Annotated in this window: 17 protein-coding genes and 1 tRNA gene; 9 read left to right on the top strand and 9 right to left on the bottom strand. The window is 74.1% G+C overall.

The window, feature by feature from the left end; translation table 11 throughout:
* Window positions 1–510 (bottom strand): hypothetical protein (locus ACZ7BZ_RS34045; RefSeq protein WP_470361725.1); only part of this gene is annotated, 510 nt, incomplete at its 3' end.
* A 187-nt stretch (window positions 511–697) separates the two neighbouring features.
* Here ACZ7BZ_RS34045 and ACZ7BZ_RS34040 point away from each other — a divergent pair.
* Window positions 698–1,531: a TIGR02452 family protein gene (locus tag ACZ7BZ_RS34040; protein ID WP_470361724.1), complete on the top strand. Its 834-nt coding sequence runs from the start codon at window positions 698–700 to the stop codon at window positions 1,529–1,531.
* Window positions 1,532–1,567: 36 nt separating this feature from the next.
* Here ACZ7BZ_RS34040 and ACZ7BZ_RS34035 read toward each other — a convergent pair whose 3' ends face one another.
* Both ACZ7BZ_RS34035 and ACZ7BZ_RS34030 read right to left on the bottom strand, forming a co-directional pair.
* The gene (locus ACZ7BZ_RS34035; RefSeq protein WP_470361723.1) at window positions 1,568–1,903 is read right to left on the bottom strand and encodes a hypothetical protein; all 336 of its coding nucleotides are present in this window, start codon (window positions 1,901–1,903) and stop codon (window positions 1,568–1,570) included.
* A 102-nt stretch (window positions 1,904–2,005) separates the two neighbouring features.
* Complete coding sequence (locus tag ACZ7BZ_RS34030; protein WP_470361722.1) at window positions 2,006–3,100, bottom strand: hypothetical protein; 1,095 nt, start codon at window positions 3,098–3,100, stop codon at window positions 2,006–2,008.
* Between the two features lie 227 nt (window positions 3,101–3,327).
* On the opposite strand from ACZ7BZ_RS34030, the gene ACZ7BZ_RS34025 reads away from it, so the two are divergent.
* Window positions 3,328–3,786 carry an RICIN domain-containing protein gene (locus tag ACZ7BZ_RS34025; RefSeq protein ID WP_470361721.1) on the top strand — a complete coding sequence of 153 codons (459 nt, stop codon included), beginning with the start codon at window positions 3,328–3,330 and terminating at the stop codon, window positions 3,784–3,786.
* 18 nt (window positions 3,787–3,804) lie between these two features.
* Here ACZ7BZ_RS34025 and ACZ7BZ_RS34020 read toward each other — a convergent pair whose 3' ends face one another.
* The 3 genes from ACZ7BZ_RS34020 to ACZ7BZ_RS34010 all read right to left on the bottom strand — a co-directional run bounded on the left by ACZ7BZ_RS34020 (window position 3,805) and on the right by ACZ7BZ_RS34010 (window position 6,604).
* Entirely contained in the window at window positions 3,805–4,500 is a 696-nt protein-coding gene (locus ACZ7BZ_RS34020) for a tyrosine-protein phosphatase (RefSeq protein ID WP_470361720.1), read from the bottom strand.
* Between the two features lie 123 nt (window positions 4,501–4,623).
* A complete protein-coding gene (locus ACZ7BZ_RS34015) occupies window positions 4,624–5,385 on the bottom strand; it encodes an SDR family oxidoreductase (RefSeq protein ID WP_470361719.1) in 762 nt (253 codons plus the stop codon).
* A gap of 10 nt (window positions 5,386–5,395) precedes the next feature.
* On the bottom strand, window positions 5,396–6,604 hold the full coding sequence (locus ACZ7BZ_RS34010) for a DNA glycosylase AlkZ-like family protein (RefSeq protein ID WP_470361718.1): 1,209 nt from the start codon (window positions 6,602–6,604) through the stop codon (window positions 5,396–5,398).
* Window positions 6,605–6,726: 122 nt separating this feature from the next.
* Between ACZ7BZ_RS34010 and ACZ7BZ_RS34005 the strand changes: the two genes are divergently transcribed.
* The 3 genes from ACZ7BZ_RS34005 to ACZ7BZ_RS33995 all read left to right on the top strand — a co-directional run bounded on the left by ACZ7BZ_RS34005 (window position 6,727) and on the right by ACZ7BZ_RS33995 (window position 8,219).
* Entirely contained in the window at window positions 6,727–7,479 is a 753-nt protein-coding gene (locus ACZ7BZ_RS34005; RefSeq protein ID WP_470361717.1) for a nucleotidyltransferase domain-containing protein, read from the top strand.
* A 48-nt stretch (window positions 7,480–7,527) separates the two neighbouring features.
* Window positions 7,528–7,600, top strand: a tRNA-Lys gene (locus tag ACZ7BZ_RS34000).
* Window positions 7,601–7,709: 109 nt separating this feature from the next.
* The gene (locus ACZ7BZ_RS33995; protein WP_470361716.1) at window positions 7,710–8,219 is read left to right on the top strand and encodes a F0F1 ATP synthase subunit B family protein; all 510 of its coding nucleotides are present in this window, start codon (window positions 7,710–7,712) and stop codon (window positions 8,217–8,219) included.
* Window positions 8,220–8,418: 199 nt separating this feature from the next.
* Here ACZ7BZ_RS33995 and ACZ7BZ_RS33990 read toward each other — a convergent pair whose 3' ends face one another.
* From ACZ7BZ_RS33990 to ACZ7BZ_RS33980, 3 genes are all read right to left on the bottom strand, one after another.
* Window positions 8,419–9,891, bottom strand: coding sequence for an MFS transporter (locus ACZ7BZ_RS33990; RefSeq protein ID WP_470361715.1), 1,473 nt, complete (start codon window positions 9,889–9,891; stop codon window positions 8,419–8,421).
* A 134-nt stretch (window positions 9,892–10,025) separates the two neighbouring features.
* Window positions 10,026–10,601, bottom strand: coding sequence for a TetR/AcrR family transcriptional regulator (locus ACZ7BZ_RS33985; protein WP_380460670.1), 576 nt, complete (start codon window positions 10,599–10,601; stop codon window positions 10,026–10,028).
* Window positions 10,602–10,717: 116 nt separating this feature from the next.
* Window positions 10,718–11,437 carry a G1 family glutamic endopeptidase gene (locus ACZ7BZ_RS33980; protein ID WP_470361714.1) on the bottom strand — a complete coding sequence of 240 codons (720 nt, stop codon included), beginning with the start codon at window positions 11,435–11,437 and terminating at the stop codon, window positions 10,718–10,720.
* Between the two features lie 700 nt (window positions 11,438–12,137).
* Between ACZ7BZ_RS33980 and ACZ7BZ_RS33975 the strand changes: the two genes are divergently transcribed.
* The 4 genes from ACZ7BZ_RS33975 (at window position 12,138) to ACZ7BZ_RS33960 (ending at window position 16,329) form a co-directional block, all read left to right on the top strand.
* Window positions 12,138–13,898, top strand: a complete 1,761-nt coding sequence (locus ACZ7BZ_RS33975; protein ID WP_470361713.1) for an LCP family protein — start codon at window positions 12,138–12,140, stop codon at window positions 13,896–13,898.
* Window positions 13,899–14,004: 106 nt separating this feature from the next.
* On the top strand, window positions 14,005–14,454 hold the full coding sequence (locus ACZ7BZ_RS33970; protein ID WP_380460676.1) for an SRPBCC family protein: 450 nt from the start codon (window positions 14,005–14,007) through the stop codon (window positions 14,452–14,454).
* Window positions 14,455–14,689: 235 nt separating this feature from the next.
* Complete coding sequence (locus ACZ7BZ_RS33965) at window positions 14,690–15,490, top strand: VOC family protein (RefSeq protein ID WP_380460678.1); 801 nt, start codon at window positions 14,690–14,692, stop codon at window positions 15,488–15,490.
* Window positions 15,491–15,579: 89 nt separating this feature from the next.
* Entirely contained in the window at window positions 15,580–16,329 is a 750-nt protein-coding gene (locus ACZ7BZ_RS33960) for an HAD family hydrolase (protein ID WP_470361712.1), read from the top strand.
* The last annotated feature ends 283 nt before the right edge of the window (window positions 16,330–16,612 follow it).

The following is a 16,612-nucleotide window of genomic DNA, read 5'->3' as shown; positions in this document are numbered from 1 at the left end:
CGTGACCGTGACGACCGTGGTGGCCGCTCGGGTGGCTTCAACCGTGACCGTGACGACCGTGGTGGCCGTTCCGGTGGCTTCGGTGACCGCGAGCGCTCGGGTGGCTTCAACCGTGACCGCGATGACCGTGGTGGCCGTTCCGGTGGCTTCGGTGACCGCGAGCGCTCGGGTGGCTTCAACCGTGACCGTGACGACCGTGGTGGCCGTTCCGGTGGCTTCGGCGACCGTCCGGCCCGCTCGTTCGGCGACCGCCCGTCCTTCGGCCGGGACCGTGACGAGCGCGGCGGCAGCAGCAGCCGTCCGTTCTCGCGCCGGGACGACCACCGCACCGCCGGCCGTCCGCAGGCCGACCGTGGTGGCTTCGGTGACCGCGAGCGTTCCGGTGGCTTCAACCGCGACCGCGGCGGCTTCAACGGCGGCGGCTTCAACCGCGACGACCGCAAGCCGCGCTGGAAGAACTGACGCCGTACGGCCGGTGATCGACCGCCGGCCGGCCGACTGAACGAACACCGTCGGTCCGCACCGCCGGACCACGAACGAAAGGCCCGCTCCGTCCCCCGGAGCGGGCCTTTCGCGTTCCCCCGTATCCCCCGATCCCCCCCCGAACACCTCGCTGCTGCTCGCCCCCCGAGGTGTTGTTCTGGAGGTGAGAATAACCTGTGGCGCGCGATGAGGGTAGTCCCGTAGCGTCCCGGACATGAGCAGCAGACTGCATGACGTGGCACGGGTGAACGAGGAGATCGCCGAGCGGGGGAGCTACCGGACGGCCGGGGGCGAAACCGTGCGGGTGGGGGAGCAGTTGGCGGCGGCGCGGGCCGGCACGGTGTCGTACGCGCCGGGCGGCCTGGAGGCGCTGCTGGCCGAAGGGGGCCGGGGAGCGCTGACCGGCCGGGTCGAGGTGACGGCCGAGGGGAGCATGGAGGCCGCCGGGAGGCTGGTCGAGGCCGGCGCCGGGCCGGTCGGGGTGCTGAACTTCGCCTCCGCGCGCAACCCCGGCGGCGGGTACCTGCGCGGCGCCCGCGCCCAGGAGGAGGACCTGTGCCGCAGCGCGCTGCTGTACAGCTGCCTGGTGGAGGCGCCGGACTACTACGAGGCGCACCGGGCCTCGGCGGACCTGCGGTACAGCCACCGGGTGATCGTCTCGCCCGCGGTCCCGGTGATCCGGGGCCGCCGGGGCGAGCTGCTGGCCCGGCCGTACCCGGTCACCTTCCTGACCTCGCCCGCCCCCAACGCCGGCCAGCTGGAACGGCGTTCGGCCGGTGCGGACGTCCGGGGCGTGCTCGCCGAGCGGGCCGTCCGGGTGCTCGCCGCGGCGGCCCGGCACGACGTCCGGGCCCTGGTGCTCGGTGCCTGGGGCTGCGGGGTGTTCCGCAACGACCCGGCCCAGGTCGCCGAGGCCTTCGAGGGCGCGCTGGCCCGGTACGGGGGCGCGTTCGAGCAGGTGGTGTTCGCGGTCTGGGACCGCTCACCGGTCTCGGTCAACCGGGCCGCCTTCGAGGCGCGGTTCGGCGCGGCGGTCGTCCCCTCCTGAACGGCGGGGGCGGGCCTGGGGCCTGTCCGGCGGACCCTAGCGCTTGCGGGCGGACAGCACCGTCGCGGCGGTGGAGGCCGCCGCGACCACCCCGGTGACGGCGAAGACGGACGGCCAGGCGCCGATCCGCTTCGCCAGCGGGTGCGAACCGCCGAAGGCCGCCACGTACAGGCCGGTCAGCGCCGCCGCGGCGGCCGGGCCCGAACTGCGGCGCCACTGCGCGGCCGCCCCGGCACCGGCCACCGCCAGCACCGCGCCGCCCAGTTCGCGCCGGCCGGTCCAGCGGGCGACACCGTAACCGCCGACCAGACCGCTCGCCGCGGTCAGCGCGGCGGGCGCGGCGGCCGCGAGTGCGTTCGGGACCTTCGCCATCGTCGACTCCACTCGTCTCCACGCGCAGGGGTTCGCGTTCCGGCTTCCGACCCTAACCCGGCGAACGGGGCGGGGACCCGGGGGCCCGCACCCGGGGGCCGACTATCCGAAGGCCGAAACCGTCGACATCCCCGGCACCGTCCGGCCCAGCCGCTGCGCCGCCTCCGCCGGGTCCAGCACCCGCTCCAGCCGGAGGTCGCCCGGGAGCTCCTGGATGAACCGCCCGGCCGACCAACTGCGCTCGTACGGCAGCGGTTCCAGCACCAGGGTGCGCACGCCGTCCAGCACCGGGACGTCGCTGGGCGTGCCCTCGTTCCAGAGCCAGGAGCCGTCCGGCGCGACCAGGTTGAAGGCCCCGGTGGCGATCAGCCGGCGGCCCTTCGGGAACTCCGTCCGGGCCAGCGCCACCACCTCCGGGTCCTGCGGGGTGCCGGGCAGGTGGCCGCCGCCGATCAGGACGTCGGCGAGCAGGGTGTGCAGTTGGAAGGTGTCGCTCAGACCGCTCATCCGCAGCAGGTAGCCGGTGCCGGTGGGGCGGTCCAGGACCAGCAGCGGCTCGTCGTCGAGCACCAGCGCCAGGTGCGTCAGGCCCTTGAAGTCGTGCCGCTCGCCCTCGTACCGGTCGAACAGCTCCAGCAGCACTCCGGTGACGCCCGAGGCGCGGGCCTCGGCCCGGACCGGCGGGTGGGCGTACACCGCCCAGGCGGCCTCCTGCCACAGGTGCAGCGTCCACCAGGCGACCACGGCCAGGTGGGCGTGCCGGGCGTCGAGGTGCTCCGGGCTCTCGATCCGGGCGTGCGCGTCGGCCGGATCGTCCGCCTCCTGGTCCGGCAGCGGCCCGCCGCCGGTCCGCGCCCAGTGCTCGACCAGCCGCTGGGCGCCGGTCAGCGCCCCGCGCAGCCCGGCCAGCACCGGCCCGGCGCAGGCCACCGGATCGGCACCGGACTCCACGCAGGCGCCCACCACCATCGCCAGGTGCGCCCGGGGGAACGGCGGCGCGTCCGGCAGCAGCGCGGCCAGCCGGGGCCCGGCCGCCCGCCGCTCGGCCGGTTCGGCCGGGCCGAACAGCCCGCCGACCAGGCCGAGCGCGGGGCCGAAGCCCTCGTCGTCGCCGGCCGCGACCACCGCCTCCAGTTCGGCCACCGCTTCGAGGAGGGCGGGCTGCTGACGGTTCGGCGAGGTGTTCTGGGTGGACATTCGCCGCAGCATAGTTCGCCGGGGCGTGGTCCGTCGGGGCACGGTTCGCCGGGGGACGGTCCGCAGGAGTACCGGGGGGCCGCCGACCCGGCCGCCGCCATCACCACGCCGCAGGCCGTCGCGCCGTCCGGCGGCATCAGCCTGTACCTGGTGGTCAACACCGCTGTCCGGCGCTTCGGCCTGAGACCACGAGGCCTGCTGTCGGTCCCGGATGGGAGACTCCCAGCGTGACTGACGAAGCGAGCAGGGCGATCACCGACGGTCGCTACCGGATCCGCAACGTCGGCAGCGGCCTGCTGCTGGAGGTCGCCGAGGCCTCCCGGCGCAGCGGCGCCCGGATCCGCCTGGGCGCGGACGACGGCACCGACGCCCAGCTCTGGCGGCTCGCCGCCGTCCACCCCGGCGGCGCCCTCTTCCACATCGAGAACGCCGGCAGCGGCAAGCGCCTCGACGTCACCGGCGCCTCCCCGGAGGACGGCGTCCCGATCCAGCAGTGGTCCGCCAACGCCTTCGGCGCCCAGGAATGGCTGCTGGAGGGCCACGTCGACGCCCCGGGGACGTACGCCGTCACCAGCTTCATCAGCGGCAAGCCGCTCACCGCGACGCAGGCCCCGGACGCGGGCGTCCAGCAGTGGGAGGACACCGACTCGCCCACCCAGTGGTGGCGCTTCGAGCGGCAGCCCTAGGCGGCTCCCGGGCGGTTCCTAGGCCGAGAGGTTGGCCCGGAGGGCGGCCAGTTCGGCCTCGGTGACGCCGTGGGAGTGGAGGTAGGCGGGGACGGTGCCGTGGTGGGTGCGGATCCAGCCGAGGGAGGAGGCGATGAGTTCGGCGCTGATCGGGCGGGAGATCCGCTCGCTGCCGGTCTCGTCGATGTACGGGATCGGGCCGTCGTCCAGGCCGAGGCCGGCGTTGGAGCGCAGGAAGTCGGCCGTGATGTCCGCGTCCGAGGCGCCCAGCAGGGACTGCAGGACGGCGACGGTGAGGCCGGTGCGGTCCTTGCCGACGGCGCAGTGCACGATCACCGACAGCGCATCCGGGGCGGCGAGCCGGCGGATCACCGCGGCGAGCGAGGGCCCGGCGGTCTCCGGCATGAAGGTGTAGAGCTCGGCCTGCCCCTCGGGCCAGGGCCGGTCGAGGTCGCCGCGGTTGGCCGGCAGGGTCGGCAGGTTGAGGGACTCGTGGTCGAGGCCGTGCCGCTGGTCCGGCCAGACCTCCAGCTCGAACGGGCTGCGCAGGTCGATCACCGTGCGCAGGCCGAGGTCCTTGAGCTTCCGGGCGCCCTCCTCGGTGAGCGTGTGGAGGGAGCCGGAGCGGTACAGGACGCCCCGGCGCAGGGCGCCGATCCCGCCCGCGTCACGGAAGTTGCGCACACCGGGGATGTCGATGAAGGCATCGGTCATGGCGTCCACCGTAGGGGTGCGGACGGGCCGGGGGGAAGGAAACCGGAGGGGCTGTCCGTTGAAGCCCCGCCCCCCTGCAGGAGTCCTCGGCGCCCGCCGGGGCCCGGCCGCCCGCCGGAGGCCTCAGCGCCCGCCGGAGACCTCCAGGAACGCCCCCGTCGTGTACGAGGCGGCCGGGGACAGCAGGAACAGCACCGCCTCGGCGACCTCCTCCGGCTCCCCGCCGCGCCCCATCGGCAGGTTCGGCGCGACCCGGTCGACCCGGCCCGGCTCGCCGCCGAGCGCGTGGATGCCGGTCCGGATCAGGCCCGGGCGGACGCAGTTGACCCGGATCCCCTCGGCCGCCACCTCCAGGGCGAGCCCGCGGGTCATCGAGTCCACCGCGCCCTTGGCAGCCGCGTAGTCGACGTACTCGTTCGGCGAGCCGATCCGGGAGGCGGCCGAGCCGACGTTGACGATCGCGCCGCCGCGCCCGCCGTGCCGGGTGGACATCCGGCGGACGGCCTGGGCCGCGCACAGGAACGGGCCGGTGACGTTGGCGGCCCAGATCCGGTTCAGCCGGTCCTCGTCGATCTCCTCCAGCCGGCACTGCCGCTCCAGCGTGCCCGCGTTGTTCACCAGCCCGGTGAGCGGCCCGAGTTCGGCGTCCACGGTGGCGAACAGCCGCTCCACCTCGGCGCTGCGGCTGACGTCCGCCCGGACGGCGATCGCGGTGCCGCCGTCGGCCCGGACGGCGTCCACGACGGCGGTGGCCGAGGCTTCGTCCGTACGGTAGTTGACGCAGACCCGGTGGCCGCGGCGGGCGGCCAGCAGGGCGATGGCGGCGCCGATGCCGCGGCCGGCGCCGGTGACGATCAGGACTTCGTCGGTGCTGGGGGTCGACATGCCGAGTACGCTACCCGGACCGCTGCCCCGGCGCGGCGGCCCGGCGCAGCGCGGCGACCTTCGGTGCGCGGCTCTTCGGCGAGTCGAGGCCGAAGCCGCGGGCGTCGCCCAGTTCGTCCCGGACGAACGCCTCGGTGCGGGCCACCGCCGCGCGCAGCGCGTCGTCCGGCGGGACGAAGGACTGGTGGACGATCTCGGCCCGTTCGGTGTCGTACTCCCACAGGCCGACGATCCGGCCGCGGTCCAGCACCAGGTGGGTCTGGGGGTCGGCCTCGCTTCCGAAGGTGCGCCCGGCCCGGCCGGCCGGCAGCGGGCGGGCGGCGTCGGCCGGGTCGAGCAGCCGGGACAGGTCGCGGTGCAGCAGGTGGATGCCGTCGATGCCGGCCAGCAGGGTGTAGTGCGGCTCGGCCGGTGCCTCGAACCCGGCGAACTCGTCGGCGAGTTCGGGCGGCATCAGGAGGTCCGAGCCGGGGGCGAGCGGGGCGGCGCCGAGCTCGGTGACGGCCCGGCGGGCGGTGGCCGCGGAGAAGCCGGAGAACCAGCGGAAGTGCCCGAGGGTGGCCGGACCGGCCCAGGAGAAGTAGCGGCGGGCGAGGTCGACGGCGTCCCCCGCGACCGGCTGGTCCCAGCCGACGTAGCCGTAACGCTGTTGGTCCAGGCGGCCGTTGACCGGCACCCGGCGGATCCGGCCGCGGGACTGGAGCAGCCCGAGGGCGAGCGGCAGGGTGGTCGACAGGCCGCGCTTCTTGCCGGCCTCGCCGAGCGGCCGGACGGCGTCGCCGACCGCCTCCCGGATGGTGGTCGGGTCCAGCGGCCCACCGCCGGACAGCGCCCGCTCGATGGCCAGGCAGAGCTGCTCCACCTCGTCCCGGCTGACCCCCAGGTGTTTCGCCGCGGCGGCCAGTTCACCCTCCGGGGCGGCCGCGCCCGCCGCCAGGCCGAGCGCGAAGTCGGCGGCGGGCAGCACGTAGGTGCAGCCGCGCGCGGACGGCAGCTCGTGCACCTCCAGCCCCGCCGCCGCCGCGTCCACCGCCGCCCGGCCCAGCCCGGCCCGGGCGAACAGGCCCAGGTACGGGGCCGCGCCGCCGACCGAGCGGGCCCAGCCGGTGGCGGCCAGCACCTCGGCGGCGGACGCCCCGGGGTGCGGGCGGTCCAGCCACTGCCGGTGCGACCACCAGGCCCGCAGCTTCTCGGTGTCGATCCCGTGGCTGTGCTCCATGGGCCCAGTATCTGCGCCCGGCGGGACCCGGACCGGAAATCGCTCGCCCGGCGCGGCCCGCTCCGGAGATGATGCGGTACCCGCCGCGGTCCCGCCGCCGCTGGTGATCGAGAGGAGAACGCATGCCCGCCGCACCCGGCACCGTGCTGCTCTCCGGCATCGTCGGCTCCACCGCCTACGGCTTCGCCCACGCCGGCTCCGACCTCGACCGGCTGGGCCTGTTCGCCGTCCCCACCGAGGAGTTGCACGGCCTGCACCGCCCGGCCGAGTCGCACGTCACCACCGAGCCGGACCTCACCCTGCACGAGGCCGCCAAGTGGTGCCGGCTGGCGCTGTCCTGCAACCCGACGGCGTCCGAACTGGTCTGGCTGCCCGAGGACCTGTACGAGACCACCACCCCGCTCGGTCGCGAACTGGTCGGGATCCGGTCGAGCTTCCTCAGCGCGCCGGCCGTCCGCAAGGCCTATCTCGGTTACGCGGACCAGCAGTTCCGCAAGCTGCTGACCCGCGACACCAGCGAGCCGGCCACCCGCCGCCGGGCCGCCAAGCACGCCCGGCACCTCGTCCGGCTGGTCGAGCAGGCCGTCCGGCTGCACCGCACCGGCCACAACCTGATCCGGCTGCCCGACCCGGAGCGCGTCCGCGACCTCGGCGAACGCATCGCCGACCGCCCCGGCACCGCCGGACGCCTGATCGCCGACGCCGCCGACCGGCTCGCCCGCCCCGGCGTCCTGCCCGACGCCCCCGACCCCCGCCCCGCCGAGGCCTGGCTCCGGCGCGTCCGCGCCGCCCACTACAGCCCGCCGCAAGCCCCACCCCCCGCCCCCGGCGCGCCCATCCAATCCACTGGCGGAGCCCTGGGGCCCACCGGGTAGGATCACCGTGGCCCTCCCCACTCGGGACCACCCCGCACGGAGGGCCGCGGGCCGCTAGCTCAATTGGCAGAGCTGCGGACTTTTAATCCGTAGGTTCAGGGTTCGAGCCCCTGGCGGCCCACACGAACGATCCGTTCAGGACCAGGGCGTTCTCCCCGTCGGGGAGGGCGCCCTTCGTCGTGCCCGGGGGCGGCGGAGGTGAGTGATAAGGGCTCAACTATCTTGGTGTCATGGGACCTTTGCAGCCTGATCTTGCAGAACTCGTGGTCGGACTCGTCTGCTTCTTCCTGATCTTCGGGATCCTCGGGGTGGTGGTGCTGCCGCGGATCGAGAAGTTGCTGGCGGAGCGCCGGGACGCCACCGAGGGGGGTGTCGAGCGGGCCGAGGCGGTGCGGGCGGAGGCCCTGCGGGTGTACGAGGAGTTCCAGGCGGAGCTCACCGCGGCGCGGCACGAGGCGGCGGAGATCCGGCAGACGGCCACCGAGGAGGGGGCGGCGCTGATCGCGCGGCTGCGGGCCGAGGGGCAGCAGCTGCGGGACGGGATGCTCGCGGAGGCGCAGGTGCAGCTGGCGGCGGACCGGGTGCTGGCCGAGGCCGCGCTGCGGGAGGACGTGATCCGGCTGGCCGGCGAGCTGGCGGGCCGGGTGATCGGCGAGCCGGTCGCCGAGCTGCCGCGCACCCGTGCGATCGCCGACGAGTTCTTCGCCGCGCACGACGCCAAGACGGGCGCCGACGCCTGACCCCCCTGCTCGTACTTCCCCTTGGAACGCTTCGACGGCCCGGGTCCCGGCCGGTGGTTCAGCCACCGGCCGGGACCCGGGCCGTTCCGTGCCCGGACACCGGTGATCACGGCCCCGGTCGGCGGACCGGTGGTGGAGGTCCGCTCGTACTCGCTGGTCGGCGGCGTCAGGGTCCGGCGGGCCGGCTGACCCCGGAGGGTCACGGCCGGACCGGGCCCCGGGTGGCCGCAGGGGCCGGGGTGGTCGGGGCCTCGGTGGTCGCCGGGGCCGGGGCGGCTGCGGGGGTGGTGGTGGCCCGGGAGAGGCGGAGGGTGAGGCCGATCATGGCGAGGACGGCGGCCAGGGCGAGCCAGACCGCGACGGCCGCCGCGGTGGCCGGGTCGTGGTGGTCGAGGACGGCGAAGTAGCCGCCGCCGATGACGGCCACGCCGGTGACGGCGGCGAACTGCTGGGTGGTGGAGAGGGTCCCGGAGGCCGTGCCGGCCCGCTCGGGGGCGATGCCGGCCATCGGTGCGCCGATCAGGGAGGGCAGCACCAGGCCGTTGCCGATGCCCATCAGGCCCATGGTGGCCAGCAGGACGGGCAGGGCGTGCCGGGCGCCGGTGGTCTGCAGGGCGAGGGCGGTGAGCAGCAGGCTGAGGGCGGTGATCGCCCCGCCGACGACCGGGACGCGCAGCCCGTGGCGGGGGAGCAGGCGCCTGCCGGTCAGGGAGCCGGCCATGGCGAGGACGGCCATGGGCGTGAAGACCCGGCCGGAGCGCAGCGGGCTGTAGCCGAAGCCGGTCTGGACGGTCAGGCTGATCACGAACACGAATCCGGCGAAGAAGGCCATGAAGGCGGCGTTGACGGCGAGCCCGGTGCGGAAGACCCGGCCGCGGAGCAGCTCGGGGTCGAGCAGCGGCTGTCCGCCGCGGGTGGCGAGCCGGCGCTCCCAGTGCAGCGCGGCAAGTGCGGCGGGGACGGCGGCGGCGAGCATCGCCCAGGCCCAGAGCGGCCAGCCGGCCTCCCGGCCGAGGACCAGGGGGACGAGGGCGAGGGCCAGCGAGCCGGCGATCGCGAGGACGCCGATGCCGTCCAGGGCGGGGCGGCGGCCGCTGCCGGTGCGGGGCAGGACGGCGGTGGCGACGGCGAGGACGACCAGGCCGACCGGCAGGTTGACCAGGAAGACGGCGCGCCAGCCGAGGCCGAGGAGGTCGCCGTCGAGCAGGACGCCGCCGAGCAACTGGCCGCAGACGCCGCTGAGTCCGCCGGTGACCCCGAACCAGGCGAGTGCGCGCGGCCGGCCCTCGGCGGGGACGACGGTGGTGATCAGGGCGAGCACCTGGGGGACCATCGCGGCGGCGGTGAGGCCCTGGAGCAGCCGGGCGAGCACCAGTTGGGTGGGGGACTGGGCGAGTCCGCACAGCACCGAGGCGAGGGTGAAGGCGGCCATGCCGCCGAGGAACATCCGCCGGTGGCCGAGGATGTCGCCGAGCCGGCCGCCGAGGACGAGCCCGGTGGCGTAGCTGAACACGTAGCCGGCGACGACCAGTTCCAGGGCGGCCTGGCCGGCGCCGAGGTCGGCGCGGATGGCGGGCAGGGCGACGTTCACGACGTTGCCGTCGAAGCCGTACATGAAGAAGGCCGCGAGGATGACGGGGAGCAGCGGTGGGCGGAGCTGGGGGCGGGGCATGGGGCGTGGCCTCCGGTGGTAATTGTTGCCGGTGAAAATTATTGGTTAGACTGCCAAAAACTCGGGCGCGAAGGACCCGGGTGCGGGCGGGGTGCGGCCCGGCCCGGGGGGTGAGGGGGCGGGCGCCCGGTCGTTCAGGCGCGCAGGTCGTCCACGATCGCGTCGACGACCGCGTGCAGGGACTCCGGCTCGAAGCCGGCCTTGGCCTGCAGCAGCAGCCCGTGGAAGCCGGCCATCGTCTGGCGGGCGAGCACCCTGGGGGCGCGGTCGGCGCGGATCTCGCCGCGGAGCCGGCCGTCCTCGACGGCGGCGGTCAGTGCGTTCTCCAGCGGGACGAACGCCTGCCGGGCCTGCTGGGCCAACTCCGGCTCGCGGACGGCGAGTTCGGTGACGGTGTTGACCGCGAGGCAGCCCCGGTGGTCGGCCGCGGCCTGGTCCACTCCGGTCAGCAGCAGTCGGCGGACGCGCTCCAGCGGCGGCAGGTCGCCCGGTGCGGGGTTGGCTCCGGCGGCGCCGCTCTCGCGGTAGCGGCGCAGTGCCAGTTCGAACAGCTGTCGCTTGCCGCCGAAGGCGTTGTACAGGCTGCCGCGCAGCATGCCGGTGCTCTCGGCCAGGTCGTCGGTCGAGGTCGCGGTGTACCCCTTGGTCCAGAAGGTGTTCATGGCCGCGTCGATCGCGGCCTCGGTGTCGAACTTCCTCGGGCGTGCCATGGGTGGGATCGTGTCAGTTATTGGCCGCCTTGTCAAAAACTCGGGCCGAGAACGGCTCGCCCCCTGCGGGGAGGGGGCGAGCCGCTTCGCGCGGGGAGCGGGCCCCGCCGGGGCGGCTACTCCTGCAGGAAGGTCTCGGAGAAGCTGGTGCCGTTGGAGCCGAGCCCGCCGGTGGTGGCCTCGTAGGCGCCGTTGGAGCTGGGGTCCAGGGCGACCGGGTTGGTGGAGCCGAGCGACTTGCCGTTGACCGTGGCCGAAGTGAAGCTGAGCGTCCCGAAGTCGGGGTAGGCCCCGGTCGGCGACTCGATGATCACCTCGGCGCTGGTCCGCTGCGCGGAGGTGGACTTGGTCGTGGTGTACGTCCAGCCCCGCGTGGAGTCGGTCAGCTTGAGGGTGTACCGGCTGCTGCCCGCGTAGGTCACCGAGGCGGAGATGTGGTCCCCGGCCGACACCGGGTACGAGCTGAGGCTCAGGTACACGGGGGCCGCCGGGTACATCTCGTACCAGGCCTGGTTCACCGGGCTGCCACTGGAGCAGTCGGTCGCCACCCCGGTCTGCTCCACGCTCGACGAGCCGTAGCCGTCGATGCCGACCCAGGGGGCGTACAGGTCGTTGCTGGAGTTGCAGACCGCGTCCGGCTCGGTCCAGGACGCCGCGACCGAGCTGAAGCCGCTGCCCGTGGCTGCGTAGCCACCCCAGTTGTAGCCGTTGGTGTTGTACTGCAGGGGGCGGAAGGACAGTCCCTGTGCGGCCGCCGCGGTGGTCGGCGCGGCGGGGGCGGCCAGGGTCGTGGCCGCTGCCGCGAGAGTGGCGACGCGTATCAGGAATCTGCGCATGCTGGCTCCTTCGTGAGGGGACGAACAGGAGGTCCATACGCCAACCCGAGCCGTGGGGGCGGACGTTGGCGGGTGGCAGTACAGGATGACCGGGCTGTCATGAGCGGGGCAAGAGGTGCAGGGGGAAGGTTGGCCAAGGCATTGCCGTGTCAGGTGGGCGACTTGACTGCACCGGTGGGTGCAATCGACGCCAAATCGTCTGCAGAGAGGGCAGATTGGCGTCGAACCGGTTCTGCCGGATCCGCTCCGGTGTGCCACCGGGAGGCCCGTGCGACGGCTGCGGCAGGGTGCGACGGGGCGCGCCGGGCACGGCGGGGAGCTGAGGACGGGGGCGGCCGGATCGCGTCCTGCTGCGGGGTGATGGCCGCCGGCGCTCGGGAGTCGGGCCGGGCCGGGCCGACGAGACGGGCGTCACCTCCGGCGGTGCCACCCCTCGCCGTCGGTGCCCGGGACGGGCCGGTCACCGCCTGTCCGAATCAGGCGGTTTCAGCCGGTATGTGGCGAGATATCCCCGGTGTGGATGAGGTCGTTGGTGTACCGGAGGTCAGTGATCACCTTTGGTCTCAATATGATCGGAAGCCACGATGGTCATTCTGTACTGACCTTCGTACGTACAACCAGGGAGCGGTTGGGGCCGTCTTCCTCTGTGCGGTGCGCCAGATCGTCCGGGGCGTCGCTTCCGTCGGTGAAAGGTACGCGCATGGCAGGTCGCAGGGGCGAGAGCCCGGCTCAGGGCGAGGGCGCGCCCGAGGCAGTCCCGGCGGAAGGGGCGGCGGGCGGCGTGCCCGCCCCGCGCTCCGGAGGCCGGGCCGAGGCCCGCCGTGCCGCCCAGTCCAAGGGCGGGAACCGGGGCGAGGGCGGATCCGGCGCCCCCGGCACCCCCGGTGCCTCAGGCGGACGGGCGGCGGCGCGGCGCGGCGCCAAGCCCAAGAAGAACGTGAAGAAGATCGTCGCCTGGTCGGCGGCCGGCGTGCTGGTGCTGATCGCGGGCGCCGGCGGCGCGATCTACTACAAGCTGAACGCCAACATCAAGTCCTTCGACGCCGACGCGATAGCCACCGACCGCCCGCCCGAGGCCAAGGCCGACGCGGACGGCAACAAGCCGGTCAACGTGCTGCTGATCGGCTCCGACAGCCGGGGCGGCAGCAACTCCGACCTCGGCGGCGGCGAGGACGGTGGCGCCCGCTCGGACACCACGATCCTGTTGCACGTCTACGCCGACCACAAGCACGCCGTCGGCATCTCGATCCCGCGCAACACGATCGTGCCGATCCCGTCCTGCAAGCTGCCCAACGGCAAGTGGACCAAGGGCGGCAACGACCTGTTCAACGCCGCCTTCTCGACCGGCAGCAGCGACGCCGGAAACCCGGCCTGCACCCAGAACACGGTGGAGAAGATCACCGGCATCCGGGTCGACCACACCATCGTGGTCGACTTCAACGGCTTCTCCTCGATGACCAAGGCCGTCAACGGCGTGGACATCTGCCTGCCGAAGCCGATCTACGAGGGCGACATCAACCCCAACCTGCACAAGAAGGGCAACCTCGTCCTCCCGCAGGGCAAGCAGACCGTCGAAGGCCAGCAGGCGCTGGACTACGTACGGCTGCGGCACGGCATCGGCGACGGCTCCGACATCGGCCGGATGAAGCGCCAGCAGGCGTTCATGAGCTCGCTCGCCACCAAGATGAAGAAGGACGGGCTGAGCCCCACCAACCTGCTGCCGCTGGCCGACGCGGCGACCAAGTCGCTGACCGTCGACCCGGGACTGGACTCTGCGGACAAGCTGCTCTCCTTCGGCCTGTCGCTGAAGAACATCGACATGCACGACCTCAAGTTCGTCACGGCGCCCTGGCGTTACCGCACCCAGGACGCCAACATCGACCTCGTCCAGCCGGACGCCAACAAGCTCTGGGACGCCCTCAAGGCGGACCAGACCATCGACGGCCAGAACGCTACCGGCCAGCAGCCGGACGCCACTGCCAGCCCGAGCGCCGGCGGGCAGCAGGCCGCGCCCAGCACGACCGCCGCGGCGGCCGGGGACGCCTCCAACGCCTCGATCAAGGTCGCCGTCTACAACGGCACCCTCGCCAACGGCCTGGCCGGCAAGGGGACCGAGCTGCTCAAGGGCGCCAAGTTCTCGGCCAGCACGGCGGGCCAGGCGGCGAGCACCAAGTACAAGACCACCACCATCGAGTACAGCTCCGGCCAGAAGGCGAACGCCGAGAAGGTCGCCGCGCTGTTCCCGGGCGCCAGCCTGGAACCCGGCAGCTCGCGCGGCATCTCGGTGATCGTCGGCCAGGACTTCGCCGCGGCCAACGGCATGGGGGCCGGCGCGTCCACCGCGGGCTCCACCCCCGGCGCCCAGACGCCCGCGCAGCCGCTGCCCACCACCGTCACCAACGACGCCCGCTCGGCGGACGACGACATCTGCGCGAACACCACCTACGGCAGCGGCGGCTGACCGCACCCGCCCGACCGACCGCACGACCCCGGAGCGCGTACGCCCCGGGGTCGTGCCATCGTGGCCGTGGAGGGGGCGGCCCACCGGTCACCGAAAGGCGGACCCCATGCCCGAGATCGCCATGCAGATCGACATCGCCGCACCCCGCGCCGCCGTGCTCGACGCGCTCAACACGCACGGCGGGCTGACCAGCTGGTGGACCACCGGGGTGGACCGCGAGGGCGAGGTGCTGCTGTTCGACTTCCCCGGGGTGCCCGAGCCGTTCCGGCTGCGCCGGGAGCGGGCCGACCTGGACCGGGTGCTGTGGGCCAACGCCGGGGCGTTCCCGCCCCACTGGGCCGGCACCTGGATCAGCTGGGACCTCTCCGACCAGCCCGACGCCCCTGAGCGCACCCGGCTGCTGTTCCGGCACGGCGGCTGGCAGCCGGGCAGCGAGGAAGGCGTCCCGATGGTGGCCGGCACCTGGGCCGAACTGCTGGTCCGGCTCAAGGACTACGCGCAGAGCGGCAAGGCGCAGCCGTACTTCGTCACCACGCTGCGCCACGACGAGGAGTGACCGCGCGGCGACCGGTCGCCCGCCAGGGCGCCGTCCGGTGGCGGGAACGCGGCGGCGGACCGAAGGTGGGCGGTGTGGCGCCGTCGCACCGGGCCCCGCCCTCCGACGGCCACGACCCGGCGATCAGCGGCCCCACGACAAGCAGTCCCACAAGTCCAGCAGCCCACGACTCCAGCCCCACGACAGCAGCCCCAAGACCGACAGCCGGCCACCACCGCCTCCGGGAGGCCCAGCGATGCCCGTAGTGACCGATCCGTACCAGCCCGGCACCCCGTGCTGGATCGACCTGATGGCGAGCGACCAGCAGGCCGCGCTCGACTTCTACCGCGACCTGTTCGGCTGGCAGGGCGAGGTCGGCCCGGCCGAGTTCGGCGGTTACGCCGTGTGCACCCTCAACGGCCGCCCGGTCGCCGGGATCATGGCGCAGTCCGCGCCCGAGGGCCAGCCGCTGCCGCCGGTCGCCTGGACCACCTACCTGGCCTCGGACGACGCCGACGCGGCCCGGGCCGCCATCGTCGGGGCCGGCGGCACGGTCCTCTACGACCCGATGGACGTCGGCACGATCGGCCGGATGCTGGTCGCCGCAGACCCGACCGGCGCGGTGTTCGGCGTCTGGCAGGCGATGGACTTCATCGGCGCGGGCGTGGTCAACGAGCCCGGCGCGCTGGTCTGGAACGAGCTCAACACCGCCGACACCGCGGCCGCCGGCCGCTTCTACCAGCCTGCCCTCGGGCTGCGCCCGGCCACCATCCAGGGCATGGACGGCTACTTCTCGTTGAACGTCGGCGACCGTACGGTGGGCGGCCTCCAGGAGATCCCGAAGTACCTCGCGCCGGGCACGCCGTCACACTGGATGACGTACTTCCTGGTGGACGACGCCGACTCGGTGGTGGACGCCCTGGTCAAGGCCGGCGGCTCGGTGATCCAGCCGCCGTTCGACATGCAGGCCGGCCGGATGGCCGTGGTCAACGACCCGCAGGGTGCGGTCTTCGCGGTGATCCAGTCGCCCGAGGCGCAGATGCCCGACTCGCCCTGATCCGGCGGCGGCAACCGGAAGCCGCCCTTCCCGCGACGCGCCGCCGGGAATGGGCGGCATCCCCCGCGTTCCCGGGGCAGACTGCACCCATGCTGGGGCTACCGGACGACATCCGCGCTTTCCTCTTCGACCTCGACGGGGTCCTCACCCAGACCGCCACGGTGCACGCCGCGGCCTGGAAGGACACCTTCGACGCCTTCCTGCGTGCCGAAGCGGCCCGCACCGGCGGGCAGTTCGTCCCCTTCGACGCCGTCACCGACTACGACACCTACGTGGACGGCCGCCCGCGCCTGGACGGCACCCGGGCCTTCCTGCAGAGCCGGGGCATCGACCTGCCCGAGGGCGCCGAGGAGGACCCGCCGAACGCCCGCACCGTGCAGGGCGTCAGCCGGGCCAAGAACGACACCGTGCTGCGGCTGATCCACGAGCGGGGCGTCGCGCCGTACGACGGCTCGGTCGCCTACGTGCACCGGCTGCGCGCGCTGGGGCTGCCCCGGGCGGTGGTCTCCTCCAGCGCCAACTGCCGGGACGTGCTGCGCTCGGCGGGCATCCTGGACCTCTTCGACGTGATCGTGGACGGCGTGGTCGCCAAGCAGCGGTCCCTGCCCGGCAAGCCCGCCCCGGACACCTACCTGTACGCCGCCCGCGAGCTGGGCGTCGAACCCGCGCACGCCGCCGTCTTCGAGGACGCGCTCGCCGGGGTCGCCTCCGGCCGGGCCGGCGGCTTCGGCGCGGTGGTCGGGGTCAACCGCACCGGGCAGGCCGCCGAACTGCGCCGCGACGGCGCCACCGTGGTCGTCGACGACCTCTCCGAGCTACTGGGGGACGAGAGCGCATGAGCGAGCGGAGCGAGCGAATCATCGAGGGGCGCGCGTGGGCGAATGCCCCTGCCGAGCGCAGCGAGGTGGGCGCATGAGCGAGCGGAGCGAGCGAATCATCGAGGGGCGCGTGTGGGCGAATGCCCCTGCCGAGCGCAGCGAGGTGGGCGCATGAGCGAGCGGAGCGAGCGAATCATCGATGGGCGCGTGTGGGCGAATGCCCCTGCCGAGCGCAGCGAGGTGGGCGCATGAGCGAGCGGAGCGAGCGAATCATCGAGGGGCGCGTGTGGGCGAATGCCCCTGC

It is taken from the genome of Kitasatospora sp. NPDC036934, assembly GCF_055608425.1.
The sequence above is the reverse complement of the archived record's forward strand: the minus strand, read 5'-3'. Positions and strand labels throughout refer to the sequence as shown.

Bases quoted from the DNA above. Each gene is read 5' to 3' on its own strand.
- ACZ7BZ_RS34040 (WP_470361724.1), top strand. From the start codon at position 698: ATGAGCAGCAGACTGCATGACGTGGCACGGGTGAACGAGGAGATCGCC.
- ACZ7BZ_RS34035 (WP_470361723.1), bottom strand. From the start codon at position 1,903: ATGGCGAAGGTCCCGAACGCACTCGCGGCCGCCGCGCCCGCCGCGCTG.
- ACZ7BZ_RS34030 (WP_470361722.1), bottom strand. From the start codon at position 3,100: ATGTCCACCCAGAACACCTCGCCGAACCGTCAGCAGCCCGCCCTCCTC.
- ACZ7BZ_RS34020 (WP_470361720.1), bottom strand. From the start codon at position 4,500: ATGACCGATGCCTTCATCGACATCCCCGGTGTGCGCAACTTCCGTGAC.
- ACZ7BZ_RS34015 (WP_470361719.1), bottom strand. From the start codon at position 5,385: ATGTCGACCCCCAGCACCGACGAAGTCCTGATCGTCACCGGCGCCGGC.
- ACZ7BZ_RS34010 (WP_470361718.1), bottom strand. From the start codon at position 6,604: ATGGAGCACAGCCACGGGATCGACACCGAGAAGCTGCGGGCCTGGTGG.
- ACZ7BZ_RS34005 (WP_470361717.1), top strand. From the start codon at position 6,727: ATGCCCGCCGCACCCGGCACCGTGCTGCTCTCCGGCATCGTCGGCTCC.
- ACZ7BZ_RS33995 (WP_470361716.1), top strand. From the start codon at position 7,710: ATGGGACCTTTGCAGCCTGATCTTGCAGAACTCGTGGTCGGACTCGTC.
- ACZ7BZ_RS33990 (WP_470361715.1), bottom strand. From the start codon at position 9,891: ATGCCCCGCCCCCAGCTCCGCCCACCGCTGCTCCCCGTCATCCTCGCG.
- ACZ7BZ_RS33985 (WP_380460670.1), bottom strand. From the start codon at position 10,601: ATGGCACGCCCGAGGAAGTTCGACACCGAGGCCGCGATCGACGCGGCC.
- ACZ7BZ_RS33980 (WP_470361714.1), bottom strand. From the start codon at position 11,437: ATGCGCAGATTCCTGATACGCGTCGCCACTCTCGCGGCAGCGGCCACG.
- ACZ7BZ_RS33975 (WP_470361713.1), top strand. From the start codon at position 12,138: ATGGCAGGTCGCAGGGGCGAGAGCCCGGCTCAGGGCGAGGGCGCGCCC.
- ACZ7BZ_RS33970 (WP_380460676.1), top strand. From the start codon at position 14,005: ATGCCCGAGATCGCCATGCAGATCGACATCGCCGCACCCCGCGCCGCC.
- ACZ7BZ_RS33965 (WP_380460678.1), top strand. From the start codon at position 14,690: ATGCCCGTAGTGACCGATCCGTACCAGCCCGGCACCCCGTGCTGGATC.
- ACZ7BZ_RS33960 (WP_470361712.1), top strand. From the start codon at position 15,580: ATGCTGGGGCTACCGGACGACATCCGCGCTTTCCTCTTCGACCTCGAC.